At 73.0% G+C, this 16,589-nt stretch carries 17 protein-coding genes and 1 pseudogene; 11 read left to right on the top strand and 7 right to left on the bottom strand.

Annotation, left to right across the window (positions count from 1 at the left end; translation table 11 throughout):
* Positions 1–39: 39 nt before the first annotated feature.
* From JM949_RS03935 to JM949_RS03940, 3 genes are read right to left on the bottom strand one after another with little or no spacing between them, the layout of a single operon-like run.
* Entirely contained in the window at positions 40–1,815 is a 1,776-nt protein-coding gene (locus JM949_RS03935; RefSeq protein WP_238432550.1) for an ABC transporter permease, read from the bottom strand.
* Positions 1,812–2,471 (bottom strand): ABC transporter permease, encoded by a 660-nt coding sequence (locus tag JM949_RS36440; RefSeq protein WP_309231996.1) that lies wholly within the window; start codon positions 2,469–2,471, stop codon positions 1,812–1,814. The genes JM949_RS03935 and JM949_RS36440 overlap by 4 nt, the downstream gene beginning before the upstream one ends.
* Positions 2,465–3,214, bottom strand: a complete 750-nt coding sequence (locus tag JM949_RS03940; protein ID WP_203147083.1) for an ABC transporter ATP-binding protein — start codon at positions 3,212–3,214, stop codon at positions 2,465–2,467. Before JM949_RS03940 ends, JM949_RS36440 begins: the two co-directional genes overlap by 7 nt.
* A gap of 168 nt (positions 3,215–3,382) precedes the next feature.
* On the opposite strand from JM949_RS03940, the gene JM949_RS03945 reads away from it, so the two are divergent.
* Genes JM949_RS03945 through JM949_RS03955 form a run of 3 tightly spaced genes read left to right on the top strand, consistent with a single transcriptional unit; the run spans position 3,383 to position 5,791 of the window.
* Entirely contained in the window at positions 3,383–4,540 is a 1,158-nt protein-coding gene (locus JM949_RS03945) for a sensor histidine kinase (protein WP_309231997.1), read from the top strand.
* Positions 4,537–5,220, top strand: a complete 684-nt coding sequence (locus JM949_RS03950) for a response regulator (protein ID WP_203147085.1) — start codon at positions 4,537–4,539, stop codon at positions 5,218–5,220. The genes JM949_RS03945 and JM949_RS03950 overlap by 4 nt, the downstream gene beginning before the upstream one ends.
* A 31-nt stretch (positions 5,221–5,251) precedes the next feature.
* Positions 5,252–5,791, top strand: a complete 540-nt coding sequence (locus JM949_RS03955; protein WP_203147086.1) for a DUF1697 domain-containing protein — start codon at positions 5,252–5,254, stop codon at positions 5,789–5,791.
* Positions 5,792–5,831: 40 nt separating this feature from the next.
* Here JM949_RS03955 and JM949_RS03960 read toward each other — a convergent pair whose 3' ends face one another.
* Positions 5,832–6,809, bottom strand: coding sequence for an MBL fold metallo-hydrolase (locus tag JM949_RS03960; protein ID WP_203147087.1), 978 nt, complete (start codon positions 6,807–6,809; stop codon positions 5,832–5,834).
* 153 nt (positions 6,810–6,962) lie between these two features.
* Entirely contained in the window at positions 6,963–7,877 is a 915-nt protein-coding gene (locus JM949_RS03965) for a serine hydrolase (protein ID WP_203147088.1), read from the bottom strand.
* Positions 7,878–7,962: 85 nt separating this feature from the next.
* Here JM949_RS03965 and JM949_RS38775 point away from each other — a divergent pair.
* From JM949_RS38775 to JM949_RS03980, 3 genes and pseudogenes are all read left to right on the top strand, one after another.
* Positions 7,963–8,739 (top strand): annotated as a pseudogene (locus JM949_RS38775) (LysR family transcriptional regulator); the annotation flags it as partial.
* 225 nt (positions 8,740–8,964) lie between these two features.
* A complete protein-coding gene (locus tag JM949_RS38780; RefSeq protein ID WP_203147089.1) occupies positions 8,965–9,855 on the top strand; it encodes an aldo/keto reductase in 891 nt (296 codons plus the stop codon).
* Between the two features lie 200 nt (positions 9,856–10,055).
* Positions 10,056–10,643: a hypothetical protein gene (locus JM949_RS03980; protein ID WP_203147090.1), complete on the top strand. Its 588-nt coding sequence runs from the start codon at positions 10,056–10,058 to the stop codon at positions 10,641–10,643.
* A 45-nt stretch (positions 10,644–10,688) separates the two neighbouring features.
* Here JM949_RS03980 and JM949_RS03985 read toward each other — a convergent pair whose 3' ends face one another.
* On the bottom strand, positions 10,689–11,531 hold the full coding sequence (locus JM949_RS03985) for a helix-turn-helix transcriptional regulator (protein WP_203147091.1): 843 nt from the start codon (positions 11,529–11,531) through the stop codon (positions 10,689–10,691).
* Between the two features lie 102 nt (positions 11,532–11,633).
* Here JM949_RS03985 and JM949_RS03990 point away from each other — a divergent pair, with 102 nt between their 5' ends.
* Both JM949_RS03990 and JM949_RS03995 read left to right on the top strand, forming a co-directional pair.
* Positions 11,634–12,389 carry an SDR family oxidoreductase gene (locus tag JM949_RS03990; protein ID WP_203147092.1) on the top strand — a complete coding sequence of 252 codons (756 nt, stop codon included), beginning with the start codon at positions 11,634–11,636 and terminating at the stop codon, positions 12,387–12,389.
* A gap of 83 nt (positions 12,390–12,472) precedes the next feature.
* On the top strand, positions 12,473–13,459 hold the full coding sequence (locus JM949_RS03995; protein WP_203147093.1) for an aldo/keto reductase: 987 nt from the start codon (positions 12,473–12,475) through the stop codon (positions 13,457–13,459).
* Between the two features lie 25 nt (positions 13,460–13,484).
* Here JM949_RS03995 and JM949_RS04000 read toward each other — a convergent pair whose 3' ends face one another.
* The gene (locus JM949_RS04000) at positions 13,485–14,000 is read right to left on the bottom strand and encodes a GNAT family N-acetyltransferase (RefSeq protein ID WP_203147094.1); all 516 of its coding nucleotides are present in this window, start codon (positions 13,998–14,000) and stop codon (positions 13,485–13,487) included.
* A gap of 132 nt (positions 14,001–14,132) precedes the next feature.
* On the opposite strand from JM949_RS04000, the gene JM949_RS04005 reads away from it, so the two are divergent.
* From JM949_RS04005 to JM949_RS04015, 3 genes are read left to right on the top strand one after another with little or no spacing between them, the layout of a single operon-like run.
* Positions 14,133–14,687, top strand: coding sequence for an NADPH-dependent FMN reductase (locus JM949_RS04005; RefSeq protein ID WP_203147095.1), 555 nt, complete (start codon positions 14,133–14,135; stop codon positions 14,685–14,687).
* A 26-nt stretch (positions 14,688–14,713) separates the two neighbouring features.
* Positions 14,714–15,727, top strand: a complete 1,014-nt coding sequence (locus JM949_RS04010) for an ATP-binding cassette domain-containing protein (RefSeq protein WP_203147096.1) — start codon at positions 14,714–14,716, stop codon at positions 15,725–15,727.
* Positions 15,724–16,581, top strand: coding sequence for an ABC transporter permease (locus JM949_RS04015; protein ID WP_203147097.1), 858 nt, complete (start codon positions 15,724–15,726; stop codon positions 16,579–16,581). The genes JM949_RS04010 and JM949_RS04015 overlap by 4 nt, the downstream gene beginning before the upstream one ends.
* The last annotated feature ends 8 nt before the right edge of the window (positions 16,582–16,589 follow it).

The following is a 16,589-nucleotide window of genomic DNA, read 5'->3' on the forward strand; positions in this document are numbered from 1 at the left end:
TCGACGGTAAGCGGTCCGAGCGCCGGTCGGGGGGCGCGGTCATCCGACGATGCCGATCGGGGACCGGGCGGGACGGTGCCGCAGTGCCCGCCACGTCGGCAGCACGCTGGCGAGCACGGCCAGCAGCAGGCACAGCCCCACCACCCCGCCGACCACCGGCCACGGCACCACCAGGTCGACCGGGGCGCCGACCTGCTCGGCGAGGCCGGCCCGGATGCTGAGCAGGCCGACGAGCGCGACAGTCCCACCGAGCAGCGCACCGATCAGCACCACCACTGCGGATTCCGCCGTGACCAGCCAGACGACCTGCCGCCGGGTCGCCCCGGCCAGCCGGATCAGCCGCAGGTCCGCGGCCCGCCCGGCGGCGGCCAGCAGCAACGTGTTGGCCACCGCGATGGCCCCGTAGCCGGCGGACACCCCGATCAGCAGCAACGTGAACAGCCAGACCAGGCGGTCCTCGGCGGCGTCCGCCTCGGCCGCCCAGGTGGCGACGTCGACGACCCGCGCGCCGACGGGCGGTTCGATCCGGTCCCGGACGTACACAGTGGAGGTCAGGGCCGACGGGTCGTGCGCCCGCACCACCGCCCGGGGCACCAGCAGGTCACCGGGGAGCGAGTCGTCGGTGACCACGGCGACGACGCGCAGCGACACCATCGTCCCGTCGGCGAAGACCAGCTCGTACGGCGCGGACGGCCGCAGGTTCGTCCCGGCGGTGACCACCACCGTGTCGTCGCCCCGCAGGTCGGTCAGCGCACCGGCGACGACGGTGAGCACCCGGTTCGCGGCGGCGAAGCCCACCGGGTCCACACCGAGCGCGGTCAGTGGCCGGTTCGCCGGCAGCTCTCCGGGGTCGGTGCGGAAGACCGTCGTCGGCAGCAGGGCGGTGCCGCCGGTCGCGGCGACGGCCTGGTCGGACAGACCGGGTGCCCGGTCGGGCACCACGATCCAGCCGGCGTTCACGTTGTCCGCCCGACCTGCCGCGTACGCGGCGGTGGTGGTGCGCACCATGCCGGAGACCAGCACCGCGAACGCGACAGTGAGCAGCACCGGCGCGGCGATGGCGGCGGTCCGACGGGTGGCGGTCAGCGCCGCACCCCGGACCAGCATCCCGATCGCGCCGCCCCCGGGCCGGCGCACCGGGGACCGCAGCAACCGTACGACCGGACCGACCACCGCCGGGGCGAGCACTGTCGCACCGGCCACCAGGGCCATCACCGCGTAGAGGGCGTACTGCCCGGCGATCCGGGCCTCGTCGGCGGTCGCGGTGCCGACGCTGAGCGCGACCCCCGCCGCGACGAGGAGCGCCCCGGTGGCGACGCGGACCCGACCCATCGGCCGCTGCTCCACGGTGGCCTCCCGCAACGCCTCCAGCGGGCGGACCCGGGCCGCCCGACGGGACGCCGAGAAGACGGCCAGCAGCGCGATCACCGGTCCGGCGACGAGCGAGGTCGCGACCGGCCAGAGGCGGTAGCGGACCACGAAGGTCGCCGGCTCCAGACCGGCGTCGACAAGCAGCCGACCCAACATCGGAGCGAGCGCCGCGCCGACCAGCAGGCCGACCAGTCCGGCGCCGGCACCGACGACGAGCGCCTCGGCGTACACCATCCGGCGGACCTGGCGTCCGGTCGCGCCCACCGCGCGCAGCAGACCCAACTCGCGGCGGCGCTGGGCGATGGTGAACGCGAAGGTGGAGGCGACCACGAACACCGTGACGAAGCCGGCGAGAGCCGCCGTGGCGGTGAGCACCTGCATGCCGATCCAGCGGGTGCGGGCGTCCCCGCGAGGCTCCAACCCGCCGCGCGCGTCGCCGGTCAACACCCGCCCGTCGCCGCCGACCACGGCACCGGCGGCCAGCGCGACCCGCTCCGGGTCGCGTCGGGCGCGAGCAGCAGACCGATGGCCCGGACGCCGGGGGCGAGCGCGGCGGCGACCTGGTCCGCGACGTGCACGCCGGGCGCGTCGGCCAGACCGCTCACGGTGTACGGCTCCGGACCCGCCGCGGTGAGCAGGGTCACCGCCGCGCCGGTCCGCAGCCCCAGCGCACTGTCGACGACCACCTCGCCGGCCTGCCGGGGCGGCTGGCCGGCGGTGAGACGCACTCCGCCGAGCTGGGCGCTGGACCAGCCATGCCCCTGGTGGGCGTCCTCGCGCCGGGTGTCGGCGGCCGAGGGGCGGCCGTCGACGAGCGGCTGGGCGTAGAAGGTCCGGTCCGGTACCGCCGTCGCGACACCCGGCAGGTCGGCCAGCCGGGCGACGAGTGCCGCCGCCGCGGTGGCGGACCAGGGGCGGGTCGGCACGAACGAGTCGGCCGACGTACCCGCCTCCGGGCTCTGCACCACCACCGCCGCCCGCGCCAGCCGGTCCGGCACCTGCGGACGCCCGGAGGCGAGCAGCAGGGTGGCCGCCGCGACCAGCGCGACCCCGATGGCGACTGCCACGAACGCGCTGGCCGAACGCCTGACGCTCAGCACGACGGCTCCCCGACGGTCTCCCGTTCGGCGATCCGGGCGGCGACGGCAGCGGCGGTGATCCCGCCGGTCAGCTCGTCGACGACCCGCCCGTCGGCGAGCAGCAGAACCCGATCGGCGTACCCGGCGGCGGTGGGATCGTGGGTCACCATCACCACTGTCTGCCGGTGCTCGTCGACCAGGGCGCGCAGCAGCCGCAGCACCTGCCGGGACGCCGCGCTGTCCAGCGCCCCGGTCGGTTCGTCGGCGAAGAGCACCGCCGGACGGGTGATCAACGCGCGGGCCACGGCGACGCGCTGCTGCTCGCCGCCGGACAGCTCACTCGGCCGGTGCCCGGCCCGGTCGGCCAGTCCGACGGCGTCGAGCGCGGCGACGACGTCCCGGGCCGGTGGCCGGCGGCCGGCCAGCCGTGACGGCAACTCGACGTTCTGCGCGGCGGTCAGCGTGGACACCAGGTTGAACGCCTGGAACACGAAGCCGATCCGGTCCCGCCGCAGCCGGGTCAGCTCGTCCTCGCCGAGGTCGTTGAGGCGTACGCCGTCGATCGTGACGATCCCCTCGGTCGGGCGGTCCAGCCCCGCCGCGCAGTGCAGCAGGGTGGACTTCCCCGAGCCGGAGGGGCCCATCACCGCCGTGAACGTGCCGCTCGCGAAGCTGGTGGTCACGCCGTCGAGCGCCGTCACCGGCCGGCTCCGGGTGTCGTACACCGCGCGTAACCCGGTCAGGGTCACCGTGTCTGTGGTCATGGCCGTCACGCTGCCGGACCGGCGGGTGCCGCGCGTCGGGCCAGCGCCGACACTTTCCGACCCGCCCCTGGGTTGACCCCGGACGCGACCGGCGGCCAGACGTCGTACCCGAGGATGACGGCCCACGGGTGGACGCGTCCGCCGCCACTGGCCGATAGCGTTCGCGGGGTGATCGCTCACCTGCTGTCCCGGCGACTGCGGCCGGCGGATCTGTACATTCTGGACACCCTCCTGGCCGTGGCGGTCGGCGGGTTGCTCTGCCCGTACGCGGCCCTGGAGTCGCCGCTGCACGGCGGCGTACGCGAACCGCTCTGGGTGTCAGTGCTCGTCGGGATGGCTCTCGGGCTGCCGTTGGCCGTCCGGCGACGCTGGCCGGTCCCCGTCGCCGTGGTGATCAGCTCGGTCGCCACCGTTGCCCTGATCACCGGAACGATCCCCAACTTCGCCGCTGCCGCGCCGGCGCTCGCCATCGGCCTCTCCTTCTACACGGTGGCGGCGTCGACGGCCACCCGCCGGTCACTGCTCAGCGCCGCCGGTTGTCTCGCCCTGGTGAGCGTCGCGCTGGTGCTGACCGCGGGCGACCTCTGGTCGCGGACCGGGGCGGTCGGCTACGCCGTCGTCATGATCGCGCCGGCCTGGCTGATCGGCTGGCTGGTTCGGGAGCGACGCGCCCTGGCCGCCCGGCAGAGTGATCACCTGGTCCGTCAGGCGGCCACCGAGGAGCGCCTGCGGGTGGCGCGCGAGCTGCACGACGTGGTGGCGCACACGCTGAGCCTGATCGTGGTGAAGGCCTCCGTCGCCAACCACGTCGCCGAGGCCGACCCCCGCGAGGCAGGGGCCGCCCTGCGGGTGATCGAGGAGACCGGCCGCAGCGCGTTGACCGACGTGCGTCGGGTGCTCGGCGTGCTGCGCGAGGGCGCCCCGTACGCCCCAGCGCCCGGGCTGGAGGAGTTGCCGGTGCTCGCCGAGCAGGCGGCGATCGGCGGTGTCGACGTACGGCTCGACGTACGGCGGGAGGAGCCGGCCGGCGCGGTGCCGGAGTCGGTGGGCCTCGCGGTCTACCGGATCGTGCAGGAGGCCGTGACGAACGTGGTGAAGCACGCGGCGCCGGCCGCCTGCCGGGCTACGGTTACCGTCCTGCCCACCGAGGTGCGGGTGGAGGTGACCGACGACGGCCGGCGACCGGTGTCGACGGTCGGGGAGGGACACGGGTTGATCGGCATGCGGGAACGGGTGGCGTTGCACGGCGGGGAGTTCCGCGCCGGCCCACGCTCCGACGGCGGCTTCGCGGTGACGGCCAGCCTGCCCTACCGGGTGGCCGCGTGATCCGCGTGCTCATCGCCGACGACCAGGCGCTGCTGCGCGGCAGCTTCCGGCTGCTGGTGGACCTGAGCACGGACTGCACCACCGTCGGCGAGGCGGGCAACGGCGTGGAGGCCGTGGCGTTGAGCGCGCGACACCGGCCGGACGTGGTGCTGATGGACGTCCGGATGCCGGAGATGGACGGCATCGAGGCGACCCGTCGGATCTGCGCCGACCCGGCGACGGCCGGCACCAAGGTCATCATCCTGACCACGTTCGACCTGGACGAGTACGTCTACGGGGCGCTGCGCGCCGGGGCCAGTGGCTTCCTGCTCAAGGACACCCCGCCAGCGGACCTGATGACCGGGATCCGGGTGGTCGCCGCCGGTGAGGCGCTGCTCGCGCCGACGGTGACCCGCCGGCTGGTCGACGAGTTCGCCCGGCGGCCCGAGCCGAGCCGGCCGCTGCCCCGCCAGCTCGACGGGGTGACCGAACGGGAACGGGAGGTGCTCACGCTGATCGCCCGGGGCCTGTCCAACGCGGAGTTGGCCACCCACCTCAACCTCAGCCTCGCCACGGTCAAGACGCACATCGGGCGGTTGTTGACGAAGCTGGCGGTCCGCGACCGTGCGCAACTGGTCATCGTCGCGTACGAGACGGGTTTGGTCGGTCCCGGCGCGTCGAGGCCGGCCGGCCTAGGCTGACCGGGTCGTCCGCGCACCCGATGGAGGAGCCATGACCCGGTACGTCGCTCTGCTGCGCGGGGTCAACGTCGGCACGACCCGGCTGGCGATGGCCGACCTGCGCCGGATCGTCAGCGACCTCGGGCACGAGGACGTCAAGACGTACCTGCAGAGCGGCAACGTGGCCTTCGGCAGCACGGTGCGCGACGCGGAGAAGCTGGCCGCGGGGATCGAGCGGGCGCTCGCCGACGAACTGGGGTTGACCGTGCCGGTGTTGGTGCGCAGTGGCCGGGAGTTGGCGGCGGTGGCCGGCGGCAACCCGTACGCCGACCGGGAGGACGACCCGACGAGGCTGCTGGTGGCCTTCCTCGCGACCCCGCCGAAACCAGCAGCGGCGGACGCGCTGGCCGTGCCCGGCGGCGAGAACGTGTCGTTCACGGTGACCGGCCGGCAGGTCTTCCTGCACTACGTCGACGGCGGGTACGGGCGGTCGAAGTTCACGAACGCGTACCTGGAGAAGAAGCTCGGCGTGGTGGCCACCACCCGGAACTGGAAGTCGGTGCGGGCGCTGGCGGAGATGGCCGGGGTCTGACCCCGGTGGGGTCGCCGCGCCGCGACCCCACCGGCGCTGGTCAGAAGTGGTAAGCCTGCTCGTACTCGGGCACCAGCACCCGGCTGCGCGGCGAGATCCGCCGGATCGCCGCGACCATCTCGTTCAGCCGGGTGCGATCGGTCTCGGCGACCGACGGCGGGTTCTCCAGCGCCGTCTCGAAGTTGTCGTAGTGCACCGGCACCACCACCTTCGGGTAGTCCAGGCCGGCCAACAGCCGGGGCAGGTAGTCGCCGGTGGTGGTGGCGCTCTGCATCGCCACCATCGCCACGTCGGGCGACAGCCCGGTGAGGTTCCGCTCGGCGACGTCGCTGGCCCCGGTGAAGTAGACCGACGGCCCGCCGTCGACCCGCAGCAGGTAGCCCAGCGTGTCGCCTTCCGGCAGGTCCGCGATGGTCGCCGGGCGCGGCGGCTGGTTCACCCGCACCCCGGGAAAGGCCACCGAGTACGACGCGTTGCGGCTGTGCAGCGAGCCGACCACCTCGATGCTGTGGTCGCCGAAGTCCAGCACCTCCCCGCCCTTCACGGCGCTGAGCTGCGTCGGCGGCAACCCGTAGGCCAACCCCAGGTGGTACGCGGTGAGCGTGCCGAACACCCGCGCGCCGGTGCGCTCGGCGATGTACGGCACGTCCATGAAGTGGTCCCAGTGGGTGTGCGTGACCAGCACCGTGGTGGCCCGGTCGACGCGCCCGTCGATCACGTCGGTGCGCACGGTCAACGGGGTCGCCGTCTGGAACGCCCCGGTGAACAGCCCGGTGTCGATCCGGCTGAGGTACGGGTCGACGAGGACGGCGCGGTCTCCGATGTCGACACGCCAGCCGGCCGTACCCCACCAGCGGAAACTGACCGCGCCCTTGCGGCGAGCGGTGGGCCCGGGCGCGGCGGCCGTCGGCGCGGCCTGGGCCGGGGTGGCGGAGGTGGCGGCGAGTCCGCCGGCGGAGACCACTGCGGTGGTGGCGGCGGCGTCGCGCAGGAAACGACGGCGGTCGATACTGGGCATGCGGATCTACTCCCCGTGGTCGGGTGACTGGGCACCTTGAGCCAACCAGCGGCACCCGGCGCAGGTCCAAGATCAGAGACCGTCGACTCCGATACGCCGCCGCATATCGGGCCTGCTCAGCGGAGCCGCGTCAGCGCTCAGGCCGGCGCGAAATCAGTAGCCGCGCAGCGCCTCGACAACCGTCCGGGCGGCCTCCCCCATGGCCAGGTCCACGTCGATGCGGCGCGAGGCCAACCCGTCGGCTCGGGCGAAGACGGCGATCGCGTACCGGCCCCCGTCGGGGTATTCGGCGACCCCGGCCTCCAGGTGCAGTCCGGGCAGCGTGCCGGTCTTCCCGGAGACCCGCACCCCGGGTGGGAAACCGGCGGCCAGCCGGGTCCAGAAGAGCTGCCGGGCCATCCAGGTGCGGACCATCGCGCAGGCGTCCGCCGGCCCGGCCTCGTCCCGCCAGATCAGGGTGAGCAGCCGGGTGATCTCCCGGGCGGTGCTGCTGGTCGTCTGCTCCGGGTCGAAGACCCGCATCGCCCGGACCCGCTCCACCGACAGGGTGGGGAAGATCCGGGCGAACTCCGCCTCGGTCCGCGCGCCCACGTCGGCGAGCATCACCTCGACCAGCTCCCGAGGACCGCCGACGACGCGGGTCCGGACCAGCCCCAGCTCCGCCGCGAGCATCGGCAGCAGGTCCGGGCCGACCCGGCGCAGCAGCAGGTCGGCGGCCGTGTTGTCGCTTACCGACATGGCGAAGTACGCGAGGTCGCGCAGCGACACCTCGGCGTCGTCGGTGCAGCCGGCCAGGCCCCACCCGCCGAGCCGGTCACCGGCGGTGACCACCACCCGCTCGGTCGGGTCCAGCTGACCGGCCCCGACCTGCCGGGCGAACTCCAACACCAGCAGGATCTTGAAGATCGAGGCGATCACCACCTGCTCGTCGGCCCGGATGCCGACCTCCGCGACGCCGCCGGCCGGGACGCCGAGGCTCAGGTCCACGGCGTCCAGGTCGACGGCGTGCAGGCTCGCCGTCACCCCGGCGGCGGCGAAGATGGCCTCGATGCGTTCCTCCACGTCCACCTCAGCACGGTAGCCAGCGGCACCGTGGCGGTGCTGGCGTAGGGTCCCGGCCGTGGACCTGCTCCGACACCTGCGGCACTTCGTGGTGGTCGCCCACGAGCTGCACTTCGGGCGGGCCGCGGAGCTGCTCGGGATGGCCCAGCCGCCGCTGAGCCAGTCGATCCAGCGGCTGGAACGGGAGCTGACCGTCGAGCTGTTCGACAGGTCCCGCCGCCAGGTACGCCTCACCACCGCCGGTGAGCTGCTGCTCGGCGAGGCCGAGGAGTTGCTCGCCGGCGAGGGCCGGCTGCGTAACCTGATGCGCCAGGTGCGCGCCGGTGAGCTGGGCGTACTCCGGGCGGGAGTGCCGCCGGAGACGGCTGCGGTGACGCTGCGCGCGCTACTGGATGGGCTCACCAGCCGGGCACCCGGCCTGGACGTGGAGTTGCACGAGCTGACCACCGCCGAGCAGGTGCGGATGCTGGCGGAGCGAACCCTGGACGTCGGGCTCGTCCACCACCCGGTGGCGGCGGACGGGCTGCGCTTCGGCGCCCCGGTGGACGTACCCCTGGGGGTGCTGCTGCCGCGCACCTCGCCGCTGGCGCGCGGCCGTGCGGTGACGCTCGCGTCGCTGGCCGGCCTGGATCTGGTGGCCGCGCCGCGGGCCACCGCGCCCGGCTGGCACGACCACCTGCTGGCGGTGTGTCGACAGCACGGTTGGCGTCCGGCCCGGGTCCGCCCGGCCCGCAACCCGGAGTTCCTCTTCGGGCTGGTGCTGACCGGGGGTGGGGTGGCAGTGGAACCGGCGGCGGTGGCCCGCCGGGAACCCCGGATGGCCTGGCGGCCGATCGTCGGAGCGCCGTTGGCGAAGCGCACCTCGGCGGCCTGGCCGGACCGGTCGGCACACCCGGCGGCGGCGATGTTCGGCCAGCTCGCCGCCGAGGTGGTGGCCGACGTCGACCCCAGCGCGCCGACCACCCCCACGCCGCCGCGCCGTCGGCGCCGGCGGCGCGGCCCTGGCCGGTGCTGTTCGACTCGACCGGGTGAACCGCTCCGGCGTTGCCCTCGTCACGCCGCGTTGTGCGGTGATTCGACGGGCCGGCCGGGTATGGATGACAGGCAACGAAGACGACGTGAAGGAGCCGCAGTGGCCAACACGATTCCCGACATCAGCCTGAACGACGGCACCACCATTCCGCAGCTCGGCTTCGGGGTGTTCCAGATCGAGCCGAAGGACACCGTCGCCGCGGTGACCACCGCGCTCGAGGTGGGCTACCGGCACATCGACACCGCCGAGATGTACGGCAACGAGGCCGAGGTCGGCGAGGCGGTACGCGGGTCCGGCCTCGACCGCAGCTCGGTCTACCTGACCAGCAAGCTGAGCAACGCCTTCCACCGCCCCGACGACGCCCGCCGGGCGTTCGATTCGACGCTGTCGGCGTTGAAGATGGACTACATCGACCTGTTCCTCATCCACTGGCCGCTGCCGACCCTGTACGACGGCGACTACGTCTCCACCTGGAAGGTGCTGGAGGAGTTCCAGCGCGACGGTCGGGCCCGCTCGATCGGCGTGTCGAACTTCCAGGTGGCGCACCTGGAGCGGCTGGCCGACGAGGCGAGCGTCGTGCCGGCGGTCAACCAGATCGAGGCGCACCCGTACTTCACCAACGACGAGGTCCGCGCGTACGGCCGTGAGCACAACATCCTCACCGAGGCGTGGTCACCCATCGCGCAGGGCAAGGTGCTGGACGACCCGACGGTGGTCGACCTCGCCGAGCAGCTCGGCCGGACGCCGGCCCAGGTGGTGCTCCGCTGGCACCTGCAGCGCGGCGACATCATCTTCCCGAAGTCGACCACTCCGAAGCGGATCGAGGAGAACATCCGCATCTTCGACTTCGAGCTGGACGACGCGGCGATGGAGCGGATCACCGAGCTGGACAAGGGCGAGGTCGGGCGGCAGGGCCCGAACCCGGACACCTTCGCCTACCTGCCGGCGTAACGCGACGACCGGCGGTGGCGCTCACGGCAAGGGGGCTCGATCGGGCCCCCTTGCCGTGTGAAAGGACCACCCCGGGCGATGCCGCTCCGCCGTACCACAACTGCTCTGCTGCCGCTGCTACTGCTCGCGTCGCGGCCTGCGCGCCGAGTCAGGCCGCCGAGGCCCCCCGCTGGTCGGCCCCGGCGGTGTCAGCCCCGGCGGTGTCAACCCCGGCGAGCCCGGCGAAGCCACGCCCGGCGCCGACCAGCACGGCCGAGGTCCGCACCCGGGTCACCGGGGCCATGCTGGACCTGGACGCCCGGTTCCACCCGGAGACGGCGCAGTACACCGACGAGAACACCGATGCGTGGAAGTTGATTTCGCTGTGCCGGGCGAGCCTGCCGTCGGACATCAAGCGCACCGCCTACCGCGAGCGGAGCTGGGACGGGGACACCGTGTGGCTCCGACAGTACGTGGTCGGCTACCTGAAGGTGCCCGGCCGCAAGCTCGCCGACGAGCTGCGCTCCGTCCTCGCCACGTGCAAGCAGTACAAGGTGCCCAGCGACGGGCGCACCTCGACGATCGTGCGGCCCTCGCCCCCGCCGGTGCCGAACGGCCCGGACGTGATCACCTTCTGCGAGCGGCTGAGCGGCAAGGCGATCAGGCACCAGTGCACGCTCGTCCTGGTACGCGGCAACTTCGTGCTGGAGGTGGACGCCTCGGGTGGCAACGGTGACCTGGCGGCCAGCACCGCGCTGATCGCGAAAATCGCGCCGCTCGCGGTGGCCGCCCTGGAGAAGGTCGCCTGAACGCCGCCACGGCGCTCCGACCACGGCGAGAGTCGGTCGGCCGGGTCAGGACCCGACTTGCTCGGCGATCCGGCGGAACGCCGCCTGGGTCGGCGAGCCGGGCTCGGGAACATAGACGATCATCCGCTGCCCGGTCTCCGGCACCAGCAACACCCGGCACTCGAACTCCAACGGCCCCAGGTCCGGGTGCGGCACCCGCTTGACCACGGGACGACGTTCCACGACGTCGTGCTCGGCCCAGAGCTGGGCGAACTGGGGCGAGGTGCCGAGCAGCTCGGTGACCAGCTCACGGATCGCCGGGTCGGCCGGATAGCGGCCGTAGGCGGCCCGCAGGTCCGCGACAGTGCTGCGGACGAACCGGAGCGCTTCGGCGTCGGTCCAGTAGCCGCTGGTCGGCGGCTGCCGAAACGTCCAACGGATCATGTTGCGGTCCGCGTCCGGCACGGCCGCGAGGTCACCCACGAAGTACGTGGCCAGGCGGTTCCAGGCCAGCATGTGGTACGCGGCGTCGACGAGGTACGCCGGGGTTTCGGTCATCGCGTCGAGCAGGTGCCGCAGGCCGGGCGGCACCTGCCGGCTCGGCCCGCGGGCCGGCGGCGGGTTCTCCCCGGCGAGTCGGAACAGGTACTCGCGCTCGTCCCGGCTCAGCAGCAGCGCCCGGGCCATCGCGGCGAGCACCTGCCGGGACGGGTGCGGCCCCCGGCCCTGCTCCAGCCGGATGTAGTAGTCGATCGACATCCCGGCGAGCTGGGCCACCTCCTGCCGGCGCAGCCCGGGAGTGCGTCGGCGTTCGCCCTCGGGGAGCCCGACCTCGGCGGGGCGCAGCCGGGCCCGCCGGGTGCGCAGGAACGCCGCCAGTTCGCCCCGGCGCAGGCCGCTGCTCGTCATGCCTCCAGCATGCCCCGGGCGGGGCCGGCGAGGGTGGTACCGCCGGTCCCAGCCTCCGCACGTCTCTCCCGCCGTCGCCAGCCGGCGGACATCGTCGAGGGCATGACGACGAACATGACCGCCCTGATCACCGGGGCCAACAAGGGGATCGGCTTCGCCACCGCCCGACAGCTCGGCAGCCTCGGCATGACCGTCCTGGTGGGGGCGCGGGACGCCGAGCGCGGTCGGGCCGCCGAGCGGAAGCTGCGCGACGGCGGCGCGGACGCCCGGTTCGTGCCGCTGGACGTCACCGACGCCGAGTCGGTGGCGGCCGCGGCGAAACTGGTGGAGGCGGAGTACGACCGGCTGGACGTGCTGGTCAACAACGCCGGCATCCTCCTCGCCGACGGCGCGCAGGGGCTGCCCAGCGAGACGACGGTGGCGACCCTGCGCCGACTGTACGAGACGAACGTCTTCGCGGTGGCGGCGGTGACCAACGCGCTGCTGCCGTCGCTGCGTCGGGCCCCGGCCGCGCGGATCGTCAACGTCTCCAGCGAGGTCGGCTCGATCGCCGTGATGACCGACCCGAACGGCGCGCTGTTCGGGCTGACGTCGGTGCCCTACCCGTCGTCGAAGGCGGCGCTGAACATGCTCACCGCCATGTACGCCAAGGAGCTGCGGGACACCCCGATCAAGGTGAACGCGGCGAACCCGGGTTACTGCGCCACCGACCTGAACGGCAACAGCGGCTTCCGCACCGCCGAGCAGGGCGCCGAGGTGAGCGTGCAGCTGGCGACGCTGCCCGCCGACGGGCCGAGCGGGCTGCTCTGGGGCTTCCAGATGGACGCCGGCGGCGGGTACGGCGTGCTGCCCTGGTGACGGTGAACGCTTGACCTGGAGCGCGCTCCAGCTTGCAGGGTGATCCGTGCGCCCACCGGTCGGGCGCACGAGAGGAGAACCCCATGCGGTACCGCACGATCGGCACCGACCCGGCGACCCGGCGCGAGGTCAGCGTGCTCAGCCTCGGCGCGATGCTCTTCGGCAGCGCCACCGACGAGGCCACCTCGTACGCGATCCTCGACCGGTACGTCGAGGCCGGCGGCACGTTCATCGACACGTCCGACAACTACGCGTTCTGGGTGGACGGCGGGCAGGGCGGGCAGAGTGAGGAGCTGCTCGGCCGGTGGCGGCGCAGCCGGGGCGTCGGCACCGAGATCGTCATCGCCACCAAGCTGGGCGCCCGGCCGTTGGCCCCGGGGACCAGCTACCTGGACAACGCCGAGGGCCTGTCCGCCAAGGTGATCCGCGAGTCGGCGGAGCGCAGCCGGGACCGGCTCGGGATGGACCGGCTGGACCTGCTCTACGCGCACATCGAGGACCGCACCGTGCCGCTCCAGGAGACCGTGGAGGGCTTCGCCGAGCTGGTCACCGAGGGCACTGTGGGGCTGCTGGGCGCGAGCAACCACCGGGCCTGGCGGGTGGAGCGGGCCCGCGCGCTGGCCGCCGCCGCCGGCCTGCCCGGGTACGAGGTGCTCCAGTACCACCGCAGCTACCTGCCCAACCGCACCGACCTGGTCAGTGAACTGGACCCGGACGGCGAGCCGGGCGGGGTCGGCGGTGACCTGCTCAGCTACCTGCGGGCCGAGCCCGAGCTGACCCTGGTGGCGTACTCGCCGCTGCTCAAGGGGGCGTTCACCAGGGCGGACAAGCCACTAAGCGCGGCGTACGACCTGCCGAGCGCGCCCCGACGGCTGGCGGCGCTGCGGGACGTGGCCGGGCAGTGCGGCGCGACAGTCAACCAGGTGGTGCTCGCCTGGTTGCTGGGTGGTGAGCTGCCGTCCATTCCGCTGGTGGGCGCCTCCTCCGTGGCACAACTGGAGGAGAGCCTGGCAGCGGTGGACCTGGAGTTGACCGCCGAGCAGCGGCACCGCCTCGACACCACCTGGTGAGCTGTCACCAGCCGCCCCGTCGACCTCAGCTACCGGTCGGCGGGGCGGTCAGGTCGAGCTGCCAGTCGTTGGCGCGCATCAGCCGCCCCGGCGGGTACTCCAAACCGGTCTCGCCGAGCAGCGTGAACCCCGCCTTGCGGCAGACCGCGTTCGAGGCGGGATTGTCCACCGACGGGTAGGCGTGCGCGTAGCGGCGGTCCCGCCGGGCGCGGGCCACGTCGAGGGCCGCGAGCACCGCGGCGGAGGCCAGCCCCTGCCCCCGGTACGTGGGCAGCACCGCCCAGCCCAGCTCGTACACCTGTTGCTCGCGCCACTCACGGGCCCAGTAGCCGACGCTGCCGACCCGCGCGCCGTCCGGCAGCACCACTGTGAACATGCACCCCTGCCCGGTGTCGGCGAAGTGCACGTACCGGTCGTGTCGGGCGAGCACCTGCTCGTCGGTCTCCGAACCACCGGTGTGCCTGCGCGTCTCCGGGGAGTTGAGCTGCCGCAGCAGGTCAAGGTCGCCCTCCTGCCACGGCTCGATGCGTACCCGTGTCATCCCGCCCCCTGTTTCGTCGGCACCAGTCAAGCCGACCCCACCGACATTTCCCGCCCGAAACGCCGCCCGCTAGATCCGATCTAGCGGGCGGCTGGCCGTCACCTCGCGCCCTGACCGTGGAAGGGGGTGGCGATGACACCGTTGCGGATCGCCGTGATCGTCGGCAGCACCCGGCAGGGGCGGGCCGGCGACCGGGTCGCCCACTGGTTCGTCGAGCAGACCAAGCGGCACGACGACCTGACGGTGACTGTCGTTGACCTCAGCGACTACGACTTCCCGGCCAGCTATCCCGCGGAGCCGACCGCGTCCATCCGCGCGTTCGTCGGCGAGGTCGGTCGGGCGGACGCGTTCGTCGTGGTCACCCCCGAGTACAACCACAGTTTCCCGGCACCCTTGAAACAGGCGATCGACTACGCGTATGACGAGTGGCAGGCCAAAGCGGTCGGCTTCGTGTCGTACGGAAGTCGGTCCACCGGCCGGCACGCGGTCGACCAGCTCCGCACCGTCTTCACCGCACTGCACGCGATGACGGTTCGCGACGTCGTCGGGATCGACCTGCTCACCGGCGAGCCGACAGCGCGGTGTGCCGACGAGCTGCGCCGGGACGCCGACGCCCTGCTCGACCAGCTCCGCTGGTGGGGTCTGGCCCTGCGGGACGGCCGGACGGCCCGCCCCTACGTCTCCTGAGCACGTCCAAACGAAAGGTAAGGGTCATGAGTAGACGCACCACCGGCCTGGCCATCGAGGCCGAGGGGCTCACCCGCTCGTTCGGGGACACCCGGGCGCTGGCCGGCATCGACCTGCGGGTGCCCGCCGGCACCGTCTACGGGCTGCTCGGCCCGAACGGCGCGGGCAAGACCACAGCGGTCCGGGTGCTCGCGACATTGCTGCGGCCCGACGGTGGCTCGGCCCGGGTCTTCGGACACGACGTGGTCACCGAGGCCGACCGGGTCCGATCCCGGGTGAGCCTCACCGGCCAGTACGCCTCGGTCGACGAGGACCTGACCGGTACGGAGAACCTGGTGCTCCTGGGCCGCCTGCTCGGCCTGCGTAAGCCGGCGGCCCGCGAGCGCGCGGCGGCCCTGCTCGCCGCGTTCGGTCTGACCGAGGCGAGCGACCGCCAGGTGAAGAAGTACTCGGGTGGGATGCGGCGACGTATCGACATCGCCGCCAGCATCCTCAACACCCCGGATCTGCTCTTCCTCGACGAGCCGACGACCGGTCTCGACCCGCGCAGCCGCAACCAGGTGTGGGAGATCGTCCGGGCGGTGGTGTCGCACGGCACGACGGTCCTGCTGACCACCCAGTACCTCGACGAGGCCGACCAGCTCGCCGGGCGGATCGCGGTCGTCGACCACGGCCGGGTGATCGCGGAGGGCACCCCGGGCGAGTTGAAGTCGTCGGTCGGCTCCGGCACCGTTCACCTGCGGCTGCGCGACCCCGCGCAGCGCCCCGAGGCGGAGCGGGTGCTCCGGGAGGCGCTCGACGTGCCGGTGCAGCTCGCCGCGGATCCGGCGGCGTTGACCGCCCGCGTGGGTGAGGCCGGCACCGATCTCGACGCCAGCGCCCAGGCCGCTCGGGTGCTCAGCGACCTGGCCCGCGCCGGGATCGTCGTGGACAACTTCTCGCTCGGCCAGCCGAGCCTGGACGAGGTCTTCCTGGCTCTGACCGACCACCCCGCCGTGCCGGCCGACGAGCGCGACGACCAGCTGGAGGCAGCCCGATGAGCGACACCACGACCAGCACGACCGAACGGGCGCCGTCCGTCTACGTCCCGTCCGCCGAGGCGCTGGCAACGGTGCTCGCGCCAGGTGCCCGACCGGCGCGACCGAGCGCGCTCGGCGCGTCGCTCACCTTCGGCTGGCGAGCCATGCTGAAGATCAAGCACGTGCCGGAGCAGCTCTTCGACGTGACCGCGTTCCCGATCATCATGGTGCTGATGTTCACGTACCTGTTCGGTGGCGCCCTCGCCGGAAGCCCGCGCGAATACCTGCAGTTCTTCCTGCCCGGCATCATGGTGACAAGCGTCGTGATGATCACCATGTACACCGGCGTCGGCCTCAACACCGACATCGAGAAGGGCATCTTCGACCGGTTCCGGACGCTGCCGGTCTGGCGGCCGTCCGCCCTGGTCGGGATGATCTTCGGCGACGTGCTTCGCTACATCCTCGCGGCCCTGGTGATCCTGGGTCTGGGGCTGGTGCTCGGGTTCCGGCCCGCGGGCGGGGTGGTCGGTGTCGCCGCCGGCATCGGGCTGCTGGTGGTCTTCTCGTTCGCGTTCTCCTGGGTGTGGACCTTCTTCGGGCTGATCCTGCGCAGCGAGAAGTCGGTGATGGGGGTCAGCATGATGGTGCTGTTCCCGCTGACGTTCCTGAGCAACGTCTTCGTCGAGCCGAGCACCATGCCGGGCTGGCTTCAGGCGTTCGTGAAGGTCAACCCGGTGACCCAGTTGGTGGCGGCGATCCGCGGCGCGATGGGCGGCGAGTCGGACCCGTCGGCCACGATGTGGCTGCTGGTGTGGAGCGCGGGTTTCGTGCTCGTCTTCGGCACCCTGACCATGTACAGGTACAACCGCCGCTGAGCCCGCGA

Origin of the sequence: Micromonospora tarensis (genome assembly GCF_016803395.1) — a bacterium.
Taxonomy (GTDB): Bacteria; Actinomycetota; Actinomycetes; order Mycobacteriales; family Micromonosporaceae; genus Micromonospora; species Micromonospora tarensis.

Coding starts and splice junctions, on each gene's coding strand:
- JM949_RS03990 (WP_203147092.1), top strand. CDS start 11,634: ATGACGACGAACATGACCGCCCTGATCACCGGGGCCAACAAGGGGATC.
- JM949_RS38780 (WP_203147089.1), top strand. CDS start 8,965: ATGGATGACAGGCAACGAAGACGACGTGAAGGAGCCGCAGTGGCCAAC.
- JM949_RS03985 (WP_203147091.1), bottom strand. CDS start 11,531: ATGACGAGCAGCGGCCTGCGCCGGGGCGAACTGGCGGCGTTCCTGCGC.
- JM949_RS03940 (WP_203147083.1), bottom strand. CDS start 3,214: ATGACCACAGACACGGTGACCCTGACCGGGTTACGCGCGGTGTACGAC.
- JM949_RS04010 (WP_203147096.1), top strand. CDS start 14,714: ATGAGTAGACGCACCACCGGCCTGGCCATCGAGGCCGAGGGGCTCACC.
- JM949_RS03960 (WP_203147087.1), bottom strand. CDS start 6,809: ATGCCCAGTATCGACCGCCGTCGTTTCCTGCGCGACGCCGCCGCCACC.
- JM949_RS03995 (WP_203147093.1), top strand. CDS start 12,473: ATGCGGTACCGCACGATCGGCACCGACCCGGCGACCCGGCGCGAGGTC.
- JM949_RS03955 (WP_203147086.1), top strand. CDS start 5,252: ATGACCCGGTACGTCGCTCTGCTGCGCGGGGTCAACGTCGGCACGACC.
- JM949_RS04015 (WP_203147097.1), top strand. CDS start 15,724: ATGAGCGACACCACGACCAGCACGACCGAACGGGCGCCGTCCGTCTAC.
- JM949_RS04005 (WP_203147095.1), top strand. CDS start 14,133: ATGACACCGTTGCGGATCGCCGTGATCGTCGGCAGCACCCGGCAGGGG.
- JM949_RS04000 (WP_203147094.1), bottom strand. CDS start 14,000: ATGACACGGGTACGCATCGAGCCGTGGCAGGAGGGCGACCTTGACCTG.